Annotated in this window: 19 protein-coding genes and 1 pseudogene; 11 read left to right on the forward strand and 9 right to left on the reverse strand. The window is 69.0% G+C overall.

All coding sequences use genetic code 11. The features are described 5' to 3' along the window. Nucleotides 1–124: 124 nt before the first annotated feature. On the reverse strand, nt 125–883 hold the full coding sequence (locus GBO37_RS11390) for a LuxR family transcriptional regulator (RefSeq protein ID WP_052714848.1): 759 nt from the start codon (nt 881–883) through the stop codon (nt 125–127). Nucleotides 884–1,093: 210 nt separating this feature from the next. On the opposite strand from GBO37_RS11390, the gene GBO37_RS11395 reads away from it, so the two are divergent. Further along, nucleotides 1,094–1,681 carry a d(CMP) kinase gene (locus tag GBO37_RS11395; protein ID WP_127899004.1) on the forward strand — a complete coding sequence of 196 codons (588 nt, stop codon included), beginning with the start codon at nt 1,094–1,096 and terminating at the stop codon, nt 1,679–1,681. Between the two features lie 37 nt (nt 1,682–1,718). Here the strand turns inward: GBO37_RS11395 and ade are convergent, their stop codons facing one another. From ade to GBO37_RS11420, 5 genes are all read right to left on the reverse strand, one after another. Continuing rightward, a complete protein-coding gene (ade, locus tag GBO37_RS11400) occupies nt 1,719–3,413 on the reverse strand; it encodes an adenine deaminase (RefSeq protein WP_252929056.1) in 1,695 nt (564 codons plus the stop codon). Nucleotides 3,414–3,474: 61 nt separating this feature from the next. Then, the gene (hisH, locus tag GBO37_RS11405; protein ID WP_148911967.1) at nt 3,475–4,104 is read right to left on the reverse strand and encodes an imidazole glycerol phosphate synthase subunit HisH; all 630 of its coding nucleotides are present in this window, start codon (nt 4,102–4,104) and stop codon (nt 3,475–3,477) included. Then, on the reverse strand, nt 4,104–4,691 hold the full coding sequence (hisB, locus tag GBO37_RS11410; RefSeq protein WP_252929058.1) for an imidazoleglycerol-phosphate dehydratase HisB: 588 nt from the start codon (nt 4,689–4,691) through the stop codon (nt 4,104–4,106). Before hisB ends, hisH begins: the two co-directional genes overlap by 1 nt. Before the next feature lie 45 nt (nt 4,692–4,736). Beyond that, nucleotides 4,737–6,083 (reverse strand): TrkH family potassium uptake protein, encoded by a 1,347-nt coding sequence (locus tag GBO37_RS11415; RefSeq protein WP_252929060.1) that lies wholly within the window; start codon nt 6,081–6,083, stop codon nt 4,737–4,739. Beyond that, complete coding sequence (locus GBO37_RS11420; protein ID WP_045982927.1) at nt 6,080–6,736, reverse strand: TrkA family potassium uptake protein; 657 nt, start codon at nt 6,734–6,736, stop codon at nt 6,080–6,082. The genes GBO37_RS11415 and GBO37_RS11420 overlap by 4 nt, the downstream gene beginning before the upstream one ends. 205 nt (nt 6,737–6,941) lie before the next feature. Here GBO37_RS11420 and GBO37_RS11425 point away from each other — a divergent pair, with 205 nt between their 5' ends. From GBO37_RS11425 to GBO37_RS11440, 4 genes are all read left to right on the forward strand, one after another. Further along, nucleotides 6,942–8,711: a BCCT family transporter gene (locus GBO37_RS11425; RefSeq protein ID WP_084697415.1), complete on the forward strand. Its 1,770-nt coding sequence runs from the start codon at nt 6,942–6,944 to the stop codon at nt 8,709–8,711. A gap of 104 nt (nt 8,712–8,815) precedes the next feature. Beyond that, nucleotides 8,816–9,286: a hypothetical protein gene (locus GBO37_RS11430; protein WP_252929062.1), complete on the forward strand. Its 471-nt coding sequence runs from the start codon at nt 8,816–8,818 to the stop codon at nt 9,284–9,286. Between the two features lies 1 nt (nt 9,287). Then, on the forward strand, nt 9,288–9,650 hold the full coding sequence (locus GBO37_RS11435; protein ID WP_045982928.1) for a cell division protein ZapA: 363 nt from the start codon (nt 9,288–9,290) through the stop codon (nt 9,648–9,650). A 41-nt stretch (nt 9,651–9,691) separates the two neighbouring features. Continuing rightward, nucleotides 9,692–9,991 carry a hypothetical protein gene (locus tag GBO37_RS11440; RefSeq protein ID WP_252929064.1) on the forward strand — a complete coding sequence of 100 codons (300 nt, stop codon included), beginning with the start codon at nt 9,692–9,694 and terminating at the stop codon, nt 9,989–9,991. Here GBO37_RS11440 and GBO37_RS11445 read toward each other — a convergent pair. Beyond that, nucleotides 9,988–10,509, reverse strand: coding sequence for a hypothetical protein (locus tag GBO37_RS11445; RefSeq protein WP_252929066.1), 522 nt, complete (start codon nt 10,507–10,509; stop codon nt 9,988–9,990). The two genes, GBO37_RS11440 and GBO37_RS11445, sit on opposite strands and share 4 nt — an antisense overlap. Between GBO37_RS11445 and GBO37_RS11450 the strand changes: the two genes are divergently transcribed. Together GBO37_RS11450 and GBO37_RS11455 are read left to right on the forward strand one after the other, a co-directional pair. Beyond that, nucleotides 10,499–11,047, forward strand: a complete 549-nt coding sequence (locus GBO37_RS11450; RefSeq protein WP_252929068.1) for a hypothetical protein — start codon at nt 10,499–10,501, stop codon at nt 11,045–11,047. The genes GBO37_RS11445 and GBO37_RS11450 overlap by 11 nt on opposite strands. Nucleotides 11,048–11,146: 99 nt before the next feature. Further along, a complete protein-coding gene (locus GBO37_RS11455; protein ID WP_252929070.1) occupies nt 11,147–12,346 on the forward strand; it encodes an MFS transporter in 1,200 nt (399 codons plus the stop codon). Here the strand turns inward: GBO37_RS11455 and GBO37_RS11460 are convergent. Then, entirely contained in the window at nt 12,252–13,028 is a 777-nt protein-coding gene (locus GBO37_RS11460) for a DUF599 domain-containing protein (protein ID WP_252929072.1), read from the reverse strand. The genes GBO37_RS11455 and GBO37_RS11460 overlap by 95 nt on opposite strands. Before the next feature lie 91 nt (nt 13,029–13,119). Between GBO37_RS11460 and GBO37_RS11465 the strand changes: the two genes are divergently transcribed. The 4 genes and pseudogenes from GBO37_RS11465 to GBO37_RS11480 all read left to right on the forward strand — a co-directional run bounded on the left by GBO37_RS11465 (nt 13,120) and on the right by GBO37_RS11480 (nt 17,299). Next, a complete protein-coding gene (locus GBO37_RS11465) occupies nt 13,120–14,577 on the forward strand; it encodes an FAD-linked oxidase C-terminal domain-containing protein (RefSeq protein WP_139598851.1) in 1,458 nt (485 codons plus the stop codon). 22 nt (nt 14,578–14,599) lie between these two features. After that, a pseudogene (locus tag GBO37_RS11470) lies at nt 14,600–14,890 on the forward strand (FAD-binding protein); the annotation flags it as partial. 546 nt (nt 14,891–15,436) lie between these two features. After that, nucleotides 15,437–16,732 (forward strand): glycolate oxidase subunit GlcF, encoded by a 1,296-nt coding sequence (gene glcF / locus GBO37_RS11475; RefSeq protein WP_252929124.1) that lies wholly within the window; start codon nt 15,437–15,439, stop codon nt 16,730–16,732. 114 nt (nt 16,733–16,846) lie between these two features. After that, nucleotides 16,847–17,299: an Hsp20 family protein gene (locus GBO37_RS11480; protein WP_045982934.1), complete on the forward strand. Its 453-nt coding sequence runs from the start codon at nt 16,847–16,849 to the stop codon at nt 17,297–17,299. A 95-nt stretch (nt 17,300–17,394) separates the two neighbouring features. On the opposite strand, the gene recR is transcribed toward GBO37_RS11480, so the two are convergent. Further along, nucleotides 17,395–17,994: a recombination mediator RecR gene (gene recR, locus GBO37_RS11485; RefSeq protein ID WP_046001057.1), complete on the reverse strand. Its 600-nt coding sequence runs from the start codon at nt 17,992–17,994 to the stop codon at nt 17,395–17,397. Nucleotides 17,995–17,998 lie beyond the last annotated feature (4 nt).

Here is a 17,998-nt window from a genome sequence, read left to right on the forward strand (position 1 = left end):
TGGTGGCGGCGCCCGGCCAAGGCAACCTTGCCGCACGCCGCCTGTTCCTGACACTTGCGTGTCACCACTCACGGAACGCCGCGATGTGACGCGGTTTCGGGGGCGGGCGAAACGGTGGAAAACCCTACCCCTGGCCCCCCAGCCTCAGCGAGGCGGCGGCAGGCTGGAACAGCTGATGCGTCACATGGGCCTTGAGCACGGCCTGGGGCGTCGTCTCGACCCCCAGGGCCTCGCGGGCCAAGCGCATGTGCTTTTCCACGGTGGCGGCGGTGATGCCCAAAATCACCGCGATCTCTCCGACGGTCTTGCCGGCCGAGCGCCAGCCCAGGACCTCGCGTTGGCGCGGGGTCAGGGTGGCCTTGGGCAGGTTGCGCTGCATCGTCGCGATGCGCATGTGCATCACCCAGGACAGCACCCGGACCTCGCGGCCCGACCGCGCCCAGGACGCCTGCAGGTCCTGCGCATCGGCACCCCGCCGCGGCATCACCACCACCGCGCCCACGCTGTGGAGGACCTTGTCGCGCAGGCTGATGATGCGGGCATGGCCCAGCCCGTGTTCCGCCGCCAGCCCGAAGGACCGCGACGGGCCGAATTGGTCCTGCAACGCGTCGGACGCGATGTCGCCGTCATTGTCGCGCACCCATTCGACCCAGGGGTCCTGATCCAGGTCGCGCAGCCGCTGTGCCTGTTCGATCAGATCGGGGGGCAGGTTGCTGAAGACCACGGGGTTGTCGCGCAACAGCGCCCTGGGCACCGTCAGCATGAAACGCGCGGCATAAAGGGCGTGATCGTAGCCAAGCTGGCCGACCGCTTCCAGAAATACGGCGCGGATGTCGGCAATGGTCGGGGCGTCCAGTAGACGTTCGATAAAACCTGATAACATCTATGTCTAAAACTCAATGCGTTCTTAAAGTCCCATAGGACGGCGCAGCGCAGAGATTGCCAAGGGGTAATGTCGTGAAAATATCGCGATGGCCGGTGATCTGAATATTGCGCGTGGCGGTCCGGGGGCGGGGGTGCTGGACGCGTGGCCCCGGGCATGCGAAGGGTGCGGGACATTCCGTTCTCAACACCAACCGACAGATCGCCTGCCATGCCCTTCATCATCGCCATCGACGGACCGGCCGCATCGGGCAAGGGCACCATCGCCCGCGCGCTGGCCGACCGGTTCGGATTTCACCACCTGGACACGGGTCTGCTGTACCGGGCGACCGGCGCCAAGGGGGGCGATCCGGTCGCGGCGGCCCATTCGTTGAACGCGGAGGATCTGGCCCGCCCGGACCTTCGCAGCGCCGAGGCGGGTCAGGCCGCCAGCCGCATCGCGGCCATTCCCGACGTCCGCGCGGCCCTGGTCGCGTTCCAGCACCGCTTTGCCGCGCAGGACCCCGGCGCCGTGCTGGACGGGCGCGACATCGGCACGGTCATCTGTCCCGATGCGGCGGTCAAGCTGTACGTAGTCGCCTCGGACGAGGTGCGGGCGGCGCGCCGCGCGGCGGAACTGGGCGCCGACCCCGAGGAGATGCTGGCCCAGCTGCGCGAACGCGACCTGCGCGACAGCCAGCGGGCGACGGCGCCGCTGCGCCCGGCCGAGGATGCGGTCGTGCTGGATACCAGCACGCTGAGCATCGACGATGCCGTCGCGCGCGCCGTGGCCGAGGTGTTGCGCGTCCGGGGCGACTGACGGGCCTGGTGCCCCTCCCGCACCGATACCGGCGGGGTCAGGGGGCGATGATCTCGAATTTCGCGACATCGACCATGCCGCGATCGGTGATTTTCAGCGCGGGAATGACCGGCAGGGCCAGGAAGGCCAGCTGCAGGAACGGCTCCTCCAGCGTCGTGCCCAGGGTCCGGGCCGCCTCCCGCAGGGCGATCAGCGTGTCGCGCACGGTCTCGAACGGCTCAAGGCTCATCAGTCCGGCGACGGGCAGGGGCAGTTCCGCCAGGATGCGGCCGTCGCAGGCCACGACGAAGCCCCCCTCCAGATCGGTCAGCCGGTTGGCCGCCAGCGCCATGTCCGCGTAATCGACGCCCACCACGGCGATGTTGTGATGATCATGGCACAGCGTCGATGCGATGGCCCCGCGCGCCAGTCCGAAGCCCTGCACGAAGCCCGTGGCGATGTTGCCGTTGCGCCCATGCCGTTCGATCACCGCGATGCGGGACAGATCGCGCGACGGATCGGGGCGCTTGTCGCCGTCCTGCGGCGGGATGTCATGGGTCAGGTGTTCGGTGATGATCTTGCCTTCCAAGATGCCGATCACCGGGGTTTCCGCGCGGTTGCCGGTGCAGCGGAAATCCTGCGGCGTCACCTTGGGCGCCTTGACCGAGGCGCGTCCCACCGGCGCCACCGTCCCGCGCGCGGCGAAGGCCGCCTCATCGACCACCCGCCCGCCGGTCAGGACCAGCTGCGCGTGGCACCCCTTCAGGCTGTCGATGGCGACGATGTCGGCGCGCAGGCCCGGCGCGATCAGCCCGCGATCCTTCAGCCCGAAGGCCTCGGCCGCCGACAGCGACGCCGCGCGATAGGCCGTCAGCGGCGATGTGCCAAGCGCGATCAGCCGGCGGATCATGTAGTCCAGATGCCCGTGCTCTCCGATGTCCAGCGGGTTGCGGTCGTCGGTGCACAGGCACAGATAGGCGCTGGTCGCCTCGGTCAGGATCGGCTGCAGCGCATCCAGGTCCTTGCTGACCGACCCTTCGCGGATCAGGACGCGCATCCCCTTGCGCAGCTTTTCCAGCGCTTCCTCGGCGGTCGTGGCCTCATGCTCGGTGCGGATGCCGGCGGCGACATAGGCGTTGAGGTCCGGACCCGTCAGTTGCGGGCAATGCCCGTCGATATGGCCGCCCGCGAACAGGCGCAGCTTGGCCATCGCGCCCGGGTCGCGGTGGATCACGCCGGGATAGTTCATGAACTCGGCCAGCCCGATGGCCGAAGGGTGGCCCATGACCTGCGCCAGATCCCCCGCCTCGATCTGCGCGCCCGATGTCTCCATCCCCGTGGAGGGCACGCAGGAGGACAGCTGCACCCGCAGGTCCATCAGCAGATGCTCGGACGCCGTCTGGAAATAGCGGATGCCGTCCAGGCCAATGACATTGGCGATCTCGTGCGGGTCGCAGATGGCCGTGGTGACGCCGCGGGGCGTCACGCAGCGGTCGAACTCGAAGGGCGTGACCAGGCTGCTTTCGACATGCAGATGCGTGTCGATGAAGCCCGGCACCAGGATCAGCCCGGTGACGTCGATCACGCGGGTGCCGTCGTAATCGCCGATGCCTGCGATGCGGTCGCCGCAGAGCGCCACGTCGCCCGCCATCATCGTGCCGGTGATCAGATCGAAGACCCGGCCGCCGCGCAGGATCAGGTCGGCGGGCTGATCGCCCCGGGCCACGGCGATGCGGCGTTCCAGATCATCCATCACTCTCTCCTGTCCGTTTGCGGCACATGACCGCAAACGGTGCCGGAGGTCCAGTGATCCCTCAGGGGTTCCAGCGCAGGAAGTTGGCGATCAGGCGCAGGCCCACGGCCTGGGATTTCTCGGGGTGGAACTGAGTGCCGACGATGTTGTCGCGTCCGACCACCGCCGTCACCGGCCCGCCGTAATCGACATGGGCCAACAGATGGGCGGGGTCCGCCACCTGGAACTGCCAGCTGTGGACGAAATAGGCGTGATCGCCGGTCGCGATCCCCTCCAGCACCGGGTGGGGGCGGTCGATGACCAGATCGTTCCAGCCCATATGCGGCACCTTGAGGCCGGGGGCGGCGATGGCGCGAATCTCTCCGCCGATCCAGTCCAGGCCCGGCGTCTCGCGGTATTCATGCCCCGTGGTGGCCAGCATCTGCATGCCGACGCAGATCCCCATGAAGGGCACGCCGCGGGTGATCACCGCGTCCTGGATGGCCTCGGCCATGCCGTCCACCTCGCCCAAGGCGGTGCGACAGGCGGGAAAGGCCCCGTCGCCGGGCAGCACGATGCGGTCGGCGCGGGCGGCGACCTCGGGGTCGGAGGTCACGACGACCTCGGCGCCCGCGTCGCGGCCCATCAGCTGAAACGCCTTTTCGGCCGAATGCAGGTTGCCGCTGTCGTAATCGACCAGCGCGACCCGCATCACAGCGCCCCCTTGGTCGAGGGCAGCACGCCCGCCATGCGCGGATCGGGCTCGACCGCCTCGCGCAGCGCGCGGGCGACGGCCTTGAAGGCGGCCTCGGCGAGGTGGTGGCTGTTCAGCCCGTGCAGGCGGTCGACATGCAGCGTGATGCCGCCATGCGTGGACAGCGCCTGGAAGAACTCGCGCACCAGTTCGGTGTCGAACGTGCCGATCTTCTCCGACGGAAAATCGACGTTCCAGACCAGATAGGGCCGCGCCGACAGGTCCAGCGCCGCGCGGACCAGCGAATCGTCCATGGCCAGCAGGAAGCTGCCGTAACGGCGGATGCCCTTCTTGTCGCCCAGTGCCGCGACCAGGGCCTGGCCGATGGCGATGCCGCTATCCTCGACCGTGTGATGGTCGTCGATATGCAGGTCGCCCTCGGCGCGGATGGTCATGTCGATCAGCGAATGGCGCGACAGCTGGTCCAGCATGTGATCGAAGAAGCCCACGCCGGTCCGGTTATCATAGACCCCGGTGCCGTCGAGGTTCAGCGTCACCTCGATCGAGGTTTCCGAGGTCTTGCGGGTGATGGTCGCCTGGCGCATGGGATGTCCTTCCTGTCAGGGCGCCTTATAGGGGCGGCAGGCGCATCAGCCAAGGTGCACTTGGCCCGCGGGATATCGCACCCGCGGCACCATCCGCGTGGCCAGGAAGAACCCCAGGGTCAGCGGTCCGACCCGGCCCAGGAACATCACCACCATGATGACCGCGCGCCCGAATTCGGACAGTTCCGGCGTATAGGCCCGCGACAGGCCGACCGTGCCGAAGGCCGACGACACCTCGAACGCGATGTCGACGAAATCGCCGCCCTCGCTGATCAGCAGCAGAAAGATCGCGGTGACGATGACGGCCGAGGCCATCGCCATCAGCGCCATCGCCTTGAGCACGTCGCCAAGGGGGATGGACCGGCCGAACCCCGTCACCTCGGTCCGGCGGCGCAGGAACGCCCAGGTCGCCAGTAGCATCACGAAGACGGTCGTCACCTTGAGCCCGCCGCCCGTCGAGGTGGGGCCGGCGCCGATGATCATCAGGATCATGTACATGAACGAGGTGGATTCCTCCAACCCCGCGATGTCGGTCGAATTGAACCCCGCGGTGCGGGTGGTCACGCCCTGGAACCACGCGACGGTCAGGCGGGCGGTGATGCTGTGATACTGTGCCAGCGTGTTGGGGTTGTTCCATTCCAGGATCGCGGTCATGGCGACGCCGCCCACGATCAGGATGGCGGTGCCGACCATCATCATCCGCGTGTGCAGCGACCAGCCGCGCCAGAATGCGCGCTGGTACAGGTCGGCGATGACGACGTAGCCGATGCCGCCCGCGATGAACAGGACCGGGATCACCACGTTGACCACCGGGTCCAGCGCGTATCCCGTCAGCCCCGGAGAGAAGGTCGAGAAGCCCGCGTTGTTGAACGCCGAGACGGAATGGAAGATCGCATGCCACAGCCCCGGGCCCAGCCCGTGATGGGGCATGAAGGACAGGCACAGCAGCATCGCGCCCGCGACCTCGGCCATGACAACGATGCGCAGGATGGTCCAGACCAGCCGCGTCAGCTTGCCGTACGAGGTCTGGTTCAGATCCTCGCGCAGATAGGTGCCCTGGGTGATGCCCAGGGGGCGGCCCAGGGCTGACCAGATCAGCACCGCGAAGGTCATCAGGCCCAGCCCACCCAGCTGGATCAGCACCGCGATGACCAGCTGTCCCCAGAACGCATAGACCAGTTCGGTGTCGACGACGTTCAGCCCGGTCACCGTCACCGCCGAGGTCGAGGTGAACAGCGCATCCGACAGCGTGATCGGCGTGTGCGTCATCGGCGGCAGCATCAGCAGCAGGCCGCCCACCGCGATCAGGGTCAGGTACCCCACCGCCAGCACGGCCGGCGGCGGCGTGCGCGCCAGCCAGCGCCGCAGCGCCGAGGGGCGGGGCCGCTTCACAGCCGGTCGCCGAAACCGGTCAGGTCGACCCGCTTGCCCAGCAGCAGCAGGCGGTCGTTGGCCTGCAGGACCGGGTCCTCTCCGCGGATGTCGCGATATTCGGTGCCGCGCATCATGCCCAGGATCTCGATCCCCGGGCCGGGGTTCAGCTGCGACAGGGTGCGGCCGGACAGGCGGTGCGGGATCATCAGGTTCACCACCGAATAGCCGTTGCCCAGGCTGACATAGTCCTGGACCGCCGGGTTGTTCAGCATCTGCGCGGTGTGGCGGCCCATCTCCAGCCCCGGCATGACGACGCGGTCGGCGCCGATCTTGGACAGGATGCGGTGATGGGTGCGGTTGTCGGCCTTGGCCCAGACCGTCCCCACGCCGACCAGCCGCAGGTTCATCGCGGCGATCACGTTGCTTTCCAGGTTGTTGCCGATCGACACCAGCCCCACGTCATAGCGATCGACGCCCGCCTCGCGCAGCGCGCCTTCGTCGGTGGCGTCCAGGATCAGCGACGCGGGCAGCTGTTCGGCCAGCGCCGCCACCCGCCGCGGGTCCTTGTCGATGCCCATGACCTGGTTGCCGAAGCGCGCCAGTTCGGCGGCCACGACGCTGCCGAAGGCGCCAAGCCCGATCACGACAAAGCTGCGGTTCACTTTTCCCATCGGGTCCTCGCCACGGCGCAAAACGCGAATGCTTGGTCACGGTCGCCGGCAAAGTCAACGGTCGGGCCGGGCGGGCCGGCGGGAACCAAATGTCCGGCAGTGGCCTTTCTGACTGAAATGTGAGAAGGAGTGAACCTCCGCGGCGGATTTCCGCCAAGGGTCCAAGGACCTGCCACCCGTTCGAGACCAAATCTGAAAGGGACAGATGTCACAAACACCACCGAAAGGTCCGGGAACGCCGGGCACCCCCCGCGACCGGACGCGCGAACAGGACGCCCTGAGCGGCCGTTACCCGCCCCATGCCCCCAAGGCCCCGCCGCCCAAGGCAGAGCCTGCACCCGCCCCCGATGACGGCATCGAGCCGCTGCCCGAGCCCGAAGGCCCGACAGAGATCATCGAGACCGACTATACCATCGGTCAGGACAACATCGAGCATCAGGGCAAGGTGCCCTTTGACATCCACAACCCGGTCTTCGGCATCTCTGCCGCGGCGGTGGTGCTGTTCACCGTCGCCACGCTGATGTTTCCCGGCCAGCTGGAACCCCTGTTCGGGGGCATCCGCGACGGGCTGACATCGAACCTGGACTGGTTCTTCATGCTGGCCGGCAACGTCTTCGTGCTGTTGTGCCTGGCGCTGATCGTGTCGCCGCTTGGCCGGATCCGTCTTGGCGGACCCGAAGCCACGCCCGATTTCAGCCTGACCGGCTGGTTCGCGATGCTGTTTGCGGCGGGCATGGGCATCGGCCTGATGTTCTATGGGGTCAGCGAACCGCTGGGCCATTTCGAGGCCGCGCTGGGCGGTCCGGTGACCGAGGGGGGCGTGCGCACCGACTGGGCCCCGCTGGGCGGCGCCGTAGACGACCCCGAGGCCGCGCGCCGCATCGGCATGGCCGCGACGATCTTCCACTGGGGTCTGCACCCTTGGGCGATCTATGCGGTGGTGGCGCTGGCACTGGGCCTGTTCGCCTATAACAAAGGGCTGCCGCTGACGCTGCGTTCGGTCTTCTATCCGATCTTCGGCGAACGGATCTGGGGCTGGCCGGGCCACGTCATCGACATCCTGGCGGTGCTGGCCACGATCTTCGGCCTTGCGACCTCGCTGGGTCTGGGCGCGGAACAGGCGATGGCCGGGCTGGCCTATCTGTTCGGGTTCCAGAACACCGGCCTGAACAAGATCCTGCTGATCGTCGGCATCACCTTCGTCGCCGGGGCCTCGGTCGTCCTGGGCGTGGAAAAGGGCGTCAAGCGCCTGTCCGAGCTGAACATGATCCTGGCCATCGTGCTGCTGATCTTCGTCATCGCGGTGGGCCCGACCATGGCCATCCTGGGCGGCTTCTTCAGCAACCTGGGCGCCTATGGTGCGGAACTGATCCCGCTGTCGAACCCCTTCGGTCGCACGGACGACAACTTCCGCCACGGCTGGACCGCGTTCTATTGGGCATGGTGGATCAGCTGGTCGCCCTTCGTCGGCATGTTCATCGCCCGCGTCAGCCGCGGCCGCACCGTGCGGCAGTTCCTGATCGCGGTGCTGATCGTGCCGTCGCTGATCTCGATCCTGTGGATGACGGCGCTTGGCGGAACGGCGATCGACCTGACCGTCAGCGGTTTCTCGGGCATCCTGGATGCGCCGCTGGAACTGGAGCTGTTTACCATGCTGGGGCAGCTGCCCCTGGCCTCCATCACCTCGCTGGTGGGGATCGTGCTGGTGATCGTGTTCTTCGTGACCTCGTCGGACAGCGGATCGCTGGTCATCGACACGATCGCGGCGGGTGGCAAGATCAACGCCCCCGTCCCGCAGCGCATCTTCTGGGTCGCCATCGAAGGGGCGGTCGCCATCGCCCTGCTGGTGGGCGGCGGCCTGGTCGCGTTGCAGGCGATGGCGGTGTCGACGGGCTTTCCCTTCGCCATCGTGCTGCTGGGCGCGTGCTATGCCTTGGTCAAGGGCCTGATGGCCGAGCATCGAGAGCTGCGCTGACCCCTGGATAATCGAAAGGAACGGGCGGGTTTTCCCGCCCGTTCTTGTCTTACCGGGCCCGCAATGCGAAAACGTCTTTCAGACGCCACCAAAGGACCCGCGCCATGAGCGACATCACTGCCAGCGAACGCAGGCTGCGCGCCGCGCTTGACCGGATGGACAAGATGCTTGACGTGCCCCCACGTCCGGCCGAAGCGGCGGCACCAGCCCCGTCCAGCGCCGCCGATGACGGCGCCCTGGCCGAGTTGCAGGCCCGTCTAGACGCCGCGACGGAACAGGCCGCGAGCCTGTCCGCCGCCAACGAGGAACTGATCACCGCCAACCGCGACCTTCTGGAGGCGCAGGAGACCGGCGGCATCGGGGCCGACGAACAGATGGCCGCCCTGCAGGCCGAACTGTCCGCCCTGCGCGCCGCCCGCGCCGCCGAGATGGCGCAGATGAGCGAGATCATGGCAGAGCTGGAGCGCCTGCTGGCCGACGAACCGCCGATCCTGGACGGCGCCGTGCCGGACGAGGTCGGGGGCGATGCGGGCGGTCTGCCCGAGGATCTGCCGCCCAACCACGAGGAGCGCTGACATGGCCGAGGTCGAATTCACCATCGGACACAAGGAATACCGCGTCGGCGCCGCCGATGGCGAGGAACGCCTGCTGCAACGCGCCGCCGCCATCCTGGACGGAGAGGCGCGCCAGATCCTGGAACAGGCCGGTCGCGTCCCCGAGCCGCGCCTGCTGCTGTTGGCCGGGCTGATGCTGGCCGACCGTTTCGCCACGCTGGAGGATCGCGCCGAAAAGGCCGAACGCCACATCAATCGGCTGCAGCAGAACCCGCCCCGCGTCGAGGTTCCGGTGATTCCCTCTGACCTGCGCGAGGCGATGGCCGAACTGGCCGCCCGCGCCGAATCGCTGGCCGACCGGCTGGAGGAGCAGCGGCAGGATTAACCTGCCGTTAACCTTGCCGGGCGATGATGGGCATGATGCGCATGACCGCCCCCCTTGCCCTGATGCTGGCCCTGTCGGGCTGCACCACCCCGTCGCCCGGCTTTCTGGCCGCCGCACGTCAGGACGTGACGGTCGACGGCATGCGCTTTGCCGTCTATCCCCGCGGGACCGAGGCGCAGGTGATCAGGCTGGACCGCCTGCGCCGCGCCGATCGCTTCCGTATGCCCGACCTGATGATGCGCGCGGCCGCGCAGGCCACCGGATGCCGGCCCATCGACAACAGCCTGACGCCGCAGGGCGGCCCCCATTCGGCCGTCGCACTGGTCGATCTGCGCTGCTAGCGGCCGTTGCCCAGAAAGCTGACCAGCGTTTCGGCCACGGCCTCGGGCGCGTCGGCATGCAGCCAGTGCCCGGCATCCTTCAGCGTGACGATGCGCACCTGCGGGAAATGGGCGCGCAGGGCGGCCTCTCCGGCATCGGCGACATAATCGGACCGGGCCCCGCGCAGGGCCATGACCTTGCCGGGAAAGCTGCCTTGCGGCAGGTCGTCGGGCCAGCCCACGATCTGCGGCATCGCCGCGCGCAGCGCGGGCAGGTTAAGCTTCCACGCGGGCGGCGTGGCCTTGAGGTCCAGGTTCTGCAGCAGGAACGCCCGCACGCCCGGTTCGGGCACGTCCGCGGCCATCGCCGCATCGGCCTGGCTGCGACGGGTGATCGCGGACAGATCCAGCGCCTCCATCGCGTCGATATAGCGGGTCTGGTCGTGGTCATAGGCGACGGGCGCGATGTCCATGATCACCAGCCGCCGCACCAGGTCGGGCTGCGTCAGCGCCAGGACCATCGCCGCCTTGCCGCCCATCGAATGGCCCCTGGCCGTACAGTCCGTGCACCAGCAGGACGGGAAGGGCACCTTCGGGGCCCGCGGCGGTGTGATTCAGCTTCATTCGGGCAGCTTACGGCGTCTGGCGCGCGGCTGCCATCCCGTCTATCCTGACCCGATGATGCGCAAGGGTCACAGCTTCGAAGACATTCCCGTCATGGCCGACGAGATCGCGGTCCTGATCGCGTCCCGGTTCGGCGGCGCCCGGCGCGGCGAACGGCCGCCGCTCTCGGTGATGCTGAACCGCCGCGGGGGGGCGCTGCCGGCGCGCCTGCGCCGTCGTGCGGCCCGCCTGGCCGAGGCCGACCGCCTGTCGTCCCAGCCCAAGGTCGCGCGGCAGCTGCCCGCCGAGCGTCTGGCGCGCGATCACGCGGCGCTGGCCGCGCATCTGCGCCCCTTGGGCGAGATCACCCGCTGGCAGGGCAGGGCGGTCAGCTTTGGCGCCTCGGTCGCCTTCGGGGTGCTGGTGGTGGCCGCGCTGGCGATCTGGGTCTCGGTTCAGCGCGGGCTGCTGTGATGCCTTGCACATGATGCAAGGCTGACCTGTCCGCGCAGGGCTTGCCAAAACCGGCCCAAGCTGGTGTGAGGGCTAACACCCCCGTCCCAGGAATTCCGCATGACCTCTACCCCTGATTTTCGCGCCGCGATCCTGGCGCTGGCGCTTGGCGCGTTCGCCATCGGCACGTCCGAATTCGCGGCCATGGGCCTGCTGCCCTATTTCGCCGCCGACCTGGCCCTGACCGAACCGCAGGCCGGGCACGTCATCAGCGCCTATGCCCTTGGCGTCGTGGTCGGCGCGCCGGTCACCGCGATGCTGGGCGCGCGGCTGCCGCGCAGGCGCTATCTGGCGGCGCTGATGGCCTTTTACGGCGTCGTGAACCTGCTGGCGGCCTTCATGCCGGGGCTGGCGACGCTGGTCGGGGTGCGGTTCCTGGCCGGCCTGCCGCATGGCGGCTTTCTGGGCGTCGCGATGCTTTACGCAGCTGACGCGCTGCCCGTGGGACAGCGGGCCCGGGGCGCGGCACGGGTGCTGCTGGGGCTGACCATCGCCAACATCGTCGGCGTGCCGCTGGCGGGCTGGATGGGGCAAAGCATCGGCTGGCGGTGGGGCTTTGCGCTGCCCGGCGTGATCGCGCTGCTGTCGGCGTGGCTGATCCTGCGCGTGGCGCCGCGCGTCGGTGGCAATCCCGACGCCCGCCCGTGGGACGAACTGGCGGCGCTGCGCAACCCGCGCGTCCTGTGGGTGCTGGCCGTGGGGGCCATCGGGTTCGGCGGGCTGTTCGCGGTCTATGCCTTCCTGACGGCGGCGATCCTGGCCACCACCGACGCGCCGGGATACGTGATCCCGCTGACGCTGGCGGCCTTTGGCGTGGGCGGCACCCTGGGCACCTGGGGCGCCGGCCGCCTGACCGAGATCCTGGGCATCGACCGTGCGGCATTCGCCAGCCTGGCCGCGATGGCCGCGACCCAGGGGTTCGCAGCCCTGGTCGTGGGCAGCTGGCCGCTGATGGTGCTGTCGTCCTTCCTGATCGCCGCCGGTGCGGGGCTGGTCATTCCGCTGCAGACGCGGCTGATGGACGTGGCGGGGTCGGCCCAGAACATGGCGGCGGCGATGAATCACGCGGCCTTCAACGCGGCCAACGCGCTTGGGCCCTTCCTGGCCGGGCTGGCGCTGGCGGCCGGATGGGGCTGGCGCGCGCCGGGGCTGGTGGGCGTGGCGCTTACCGCCGCGGGGGCGGTGGTGCTGACGATCGCTGTCCGACAGGACCGGAAAGCCCGGCGGACAGCATCGGGGGCGGCAGTGACCGCAGGATGACCTGGCGCGAGGTGGACGCGAATTCGCGCCGCCACGTGACCCACAGCACGATCGCCGTGCCCAGCATCAGCGTCCAGGCGCCGGTCAGCCAGCCAAGCGCGCCAAGCGCGAAATAGACGCTGCGCAGCCCGGCGTTGAAGCTGCGGGCGGCGGTGATGTTCAGATCGGCCGCCTGCATGGCGCGGTCCATCGTCTCGGGGTGGTCGGCGCGGTTCGGGACCGCCGCCATCATCACCGCGCAATAGCCGAACAGCCGGTGCGCCCAGACGAACTTGAGGAACGCGTTCACCACGAAGAACATCGGCACCAGCAGGCGCAGTTCCCACCCCGTGCCGGCGGTGGGCGTCAGCTCCAGCCCGCTGGCGACGCTGCGCAGCCGCTCGCCGTTGCCGATCAGCGCCAGCAGGCCGCCCGTGGCGATCATGCAGGCGCTGGCAAAGAACGCCGTCCCCTCGCGCAGGCTGGCCAGGATGTTGCCGTCGAAGATGCGCGGGTCGCGCTCGACGAAATGGCGCATCCATTCCCGGCGATAGCGCGTCATCAGCACCGAAACCGACGGCCGCCCCGCCGGCGGGCGTTCGGTGAACCAGCCGATCCCCAGCCAGGCGACGAACAGGAACGCCAGCGCGGCCATGTCGCGCAGGGCCATCGGAGCGGCGGAAATCTGGTCCAGCAGGTTCATGCCGCGACATTAGGGCCGGACGTCGCGCCTTGAAACCCCCCGTGACGCGGCATACCGTCGGGACGACAGGCAGGGAGGAGAACCGGCCATGATGCAGATGCCCCCACCCGACGCGTCCATCCTGGCGCGCAGGCAGGCGATCACCCAGGCGTTGCGGCAGGCGCTGCCCGACGCGGTCATCGACGATCCGGCGGAAACGCGGGCCTATGAATGCGATGCGCTGTCGGCCTATCGCTGCGCGCCGCTGGCCGTGGTCCTGCCCCGCAGCACCGAGGAGGTGTCGCGCCTGCTGCGCCTGTGCCACGACCTGCGCGTGCCGGTGGTGCCGCGTGGCGCGGGGACCAGCCTTGCGGGCGGGTCCATGCCCACCGCGGACGCGGTCGTCATCGGCCTGTCGCGCATGACCGACGTGCTGGAGATCGCCCCCGGCGATCGGCTGATCCGGGTCCAGGCGGGGCGCACGAACCTGTCGGTATCGGGTGCGGTGGACGGGCTGGGCTTCTTCTATGCGCCCGATCCGTCCAGCCAGCTGGCCTGCGCCATCGGCGGCAACATCGCCATGAATTCGGGCGGCGCGCATTGCCTCAAATACGGGGTCACCACCAACAACCTCCTGGGCGTCACGGTCGTGCTGATGGACGGGTCTGTCGTGCATCTGGGCGGCCCGATGGGCGAGGGGCCGGGGCTTGATCTTCTGGGCGTCGTCTGCGGGTCCGAGGGCCAACTGGGCATCGTGACCGAGGCGACCCTGCGCATCCTGCCCAAGCCCGCAGGCGCGCGGCCCGCGCTGATCGGCTTTGCCGCAGCCGAGACCGCGGGCGCCTGCGTCGCCGCGATCATCCGCGCGGGCATCATCCCGGTCGCGATCGAGTTCATGGACGCCCCCTGCATCAAGGCGACCGAGGAGTTTTCGGGCGCGGGCTATCCCGACTGCGAGGCGTTGCTGATCGTCGAGGTTGAGGGCACGGGCCCCGAGATCGACGAACAGCTGACCCTGATCCGCGACATCGCCATGACCTTCGACCCGGTCGAGTTCCGCGAGAGCCGGTCCGACGACGAATCCGCCCGCATCTGGAAGGGCCGGAAATCGGCCTTTGGCGCGATGGGCAGCATGGGCGACTATATCTGCCTGGACGGGACGATCCCGGTGACGGCCCTGCCCACGGTCCTGGCGGGCATCGGCGATCTGTCGCGGCAATACGGGCTGGCCGTGTCGAACGTGTTCCACGCGGGCGACGGCAACATGCATCCCCTGATCATCTATGACGCGAACAAGCCGGGCGACCTGGACCTGGCCGAGGCGCTTGGCGCCGACATCCTGCGGCTGTGCATCAAGGTCGGCGGCTGCCTGACCGGCGAACATGGCGTGGGCATCGAAAAGAGAGACCTGATGAGCGAACAGTTCGCCCCCAACGACCTCGAGGCGCAGATGCTGGTCAAGGATGCGTTCGATCCACACTGGCTGTTGAACGCGGCCAAGGTCTTTCCCCTGGACGTCAGCGCCCCGCGCCGCGACCGCCGCCTGAACCGGCCCGCCGATGCAGCCTGAGACCGAGGGCCAGCTGGCCCAGATGATCCGCGACGCCCGCGGCCCGATCGCCGTGACCGGTGGCGCCACGCGCCTGTGGCCCGGAGAGGGGCAGGGGGACCGGATCGACACGACCGCCCTGACTGGCGTGACGCTGTACGAACCCGAGGCGCTGACGCTGGTCGTCCGTGCGGGCACCCCGGTGGAGGAAGTGCGCCAGACCTTGGCCGCCGAAGGCCAGATGCTGGGGTTCGAACCACCGGTCACGACCGGCTCGACTATCGGTGGCGTGGCTGCGACGAATGCCAGCGGCCCGCGCCGGGTTCAGGCCGGGGCCGCGCGCGACGCGATGATCGGCGTCCGCTTCGTGGACGGGCAGGGCCAGATCGTCAGCAATGGCGGGCGGGTGATGAAGAATGTCACCGGCTATGACCTGGTCAAGCTGATGGCCGGCAGCCGGGGCACCTTGGGCGCGCTGACCGAGATCAGCTTTCGCACGGCCCCCATCCCGCCCGTGACCGCGACCCTGGCTTTGCCGGACCTGGACGCCGCGGCGGCCATCCCGGCCCTGTCCAGCGCGCTTGGCGGCCCCTTCGATGTGTCCGGAGCGGCGTGGCTGCCCGGCCACGGCGCGCTGATCCGGGTCGAGGGGCTGGCGGCATCGGTCAAGGCACGCGCGGCGGACCTGACCGCGCGCCTGTCCGCCTTCGGTACCGTGCAGGAGGGCGACCCGGAGGCCTGGGATCTGCTGTGCCGGACCAGCCACCACCCCGACCTGGACACCTGGCGCATCACCTGTCGGCCAAGCGAGGCGCCGGCCCTGCTGGCGCGCCTGCCGGAACCCCGGTCGCTGGACTGGGGCGGGGCGTTGATCTGCCTGATGCAGACCCATTTCTCGCCCGAACAGCTGTCCGACCCGCTGACCGCGCGGTCGAACAAGATCCTGCGGACCTGCGTGCATTGTGGCTTTTGCACGGCGACCTGCCCGACCTATCAGGTCTTGGGGGACGAGTTGGACAGCCCCCGCGGCCGTATCTACCTGATCAAGGAGATGCTGGAATCCGGCCGGCCGGCGGACGAAAAGACGGTCAAGCATATCGACCGCTGCCTGGGCTGCCTGTCCTGCATGACGACCTGTCCGTCGGGCGTGCATTACGGTCACCTGCTGGAACATGCACGAGAGCATATCGAGGAGACCTATCGCCGTCCCGTCGCTGACCGCTTCCTGCGGTGGGTGCTGAAATTCGTGCTGCCGCACCCGGGCCGGTTCCGGCTGGCGCTGATGGGGGCGCGGATCGCGCGGCCCTTCAAGGGGCTGATGCCGGACCGCCGCCTGCGCGCGATGCTGGACATGGCGCCAAAGTCGATCCCCCCGGTCAGCCGAAACGACGACGGCCAGACCTTCCCGGCGCAGGGCACCCGTCGCGCGCGGGTCGCGCTGATGGTCGGCTGCGCGCAGCGGGCGCTGAACACTGACATCAACGATGCCACCATCCGCCTGCTGCAGCGCGCGGGGGTCGAAGTCGTGATCCCGCAGGATTTCGGCTGCTGCGGCGCGCTGACCCTGCATATGGGGCAGGAGGCCGACGGCAAGGCGCGGGCCCGCGACAGCATCCGCCGCCTGCTGGCGGCCGAGGAGGGGGGCGCGCTGGACGCGGTGATCATCAACACCTCGGGCTGCGGGACGACGATCAAGGATTACGGCCACCTGTTCAAGGGCGACCCGATGGAGGCCGAGGCGCGGCGCGTGGCGGGCTTGGCCCGTGACGTGACCGAGTTCCTGGTGGGCTTGGGCCTGCCCGCGCGGTCGGGCGATCAGGGGCAGGGGATGCGCGTCGCCTATCATTCCGCCTGCTCGCTGCAGCACGGCCAGCAGATCAAGGCGGCGCCCAAGGACCTGCTGTCTGGCATGGGCTTCACCGTGCTGGAGCCTGCGAACCCGCATCTGTGCTGCGGCTCGGCGGGCACCTACAACCTGTTGCAGCCCGAACTGTCGTCCGAGCTGAAGGCGCGCAAGGTCGAGACGCTGGAGGCGGTCGCGCCCGAGGTGATCGCGGCGGGCAATATCGGCTGCATGATGCAGATCGGCGGCGGCACGCAGGTGCCGGTGGTGCATACGGTCGAGCTGCTGGACTGGGCCACGGGCGGGCCGAAACCGGCCGCATTGGGGGCTTGAAACGCGGTTCGGGCGATCTAGATTCAGGAAACCGGCGGCCATGACGGCGTCGGTTTCCCTGCCCGCCCGGTTTCGGGGGGCTACTCTGACATCGCTTTGAACAGGATGTGACACATGCGTAATTTCGACCTGACCCCGCTGTACCGGGCTTCCGTCGGCTTCGACCGTCTGGCCGATGTCATGGACCGCGCCATGACCGCCGACGTGGCCAGCACGACCTATCCCCCCTACAACATCGAGAAGACCGGCGAGGACGCCTATCGCATCTCGATCGCGGTGGCCGGCTTTGCCGCCGACGACCTGAACGTCGAGGTCCGCGACGGCGCCGTGATCGTGTCGGCCCGCAAGGCGGACGAGGACGAGGGCCGGACCTTCCTGCATCGCGGCATCGCCACGCGTGCGTTCGAGCGCAAGTTCACGCTGGCCGACCATGTCCGCGTCGATGGCGCCAGCCATGTCGATGGGATGCTGCATATCGACCTGGTCCGCGAGATCCCCGAGGCGCTGAAGCCCCGCCGGATCGAGATCGCCAAGACCCCGGCACGTGTCGGCAAGCTGGACGCCTGATCGCGTCCCGCGACGGCCGGGGGGCCAGCCCCCCGGACCCCCGTCCGCCCAAGATCCGATGGAAAGGCCGCGTCCCCCGACGCGGCCTTTTGTCGTTACAGCCTGCGGCGCGCGCGCAAGGCGGCGGTGATGGTGCCGTCGTCGAGGTAATCCAGCTCTCCGCCGATGGGCACGCCCTGGGCCAAGCCCGTCACCGTCACGGGCGACCCCTCCAGCGCATCGGCGATGTAATGGGCGGTGGTCTGACCGTCGACGGTGGCGTTCAGCGCCAGGATCACCTCGGTGATGCTTTCGTCGTCAATGCGCGCCAGAAGGGTGGGGATCCCCAGGTCCTCCGGTCCCACATCGTCCAGCGCCGACAGCGTGCCGCCTAGCACGTGATAGCGGCCGCGAAAGGCCCGGCCGCGTTCCAGTGCCCACAGGTCGGCCACGTCCTGAACCACGCAGATCTCTCCGGTCGCGCGGGCCGGATCGGTGCAGATCGCGCATTCGTCACGGTCGGTGATGTTGCCGCAGACCACGCATTCGCGCGAGTTCTGCGCCACCCGGTCCAGCAGTTGCGACAGCTGCACCATCTGCTGGCTGCGCCGGCGCACCAGCTGCAGCACGATGCGGCGGGCGGATCGCGGGCCCAGCCCAGGCAGCCGCGCCATCAGCGCGATCAGCGCCTGGATGTCGTCGCTGCCCTGCTCCATGCCG

The sequence above is a fragment of the Paracoccus sp. 08 genome, from assembly GCF_024105395.1.
In the GTDB taxonomy this organism is placed as follows: domain Bacteria; phylum Pseudomonadota; class Alphaproteobacteria; order Rhodobacterales; family Rhodobacteraceae; genus Paracoccus; species Paracoccus marcusii.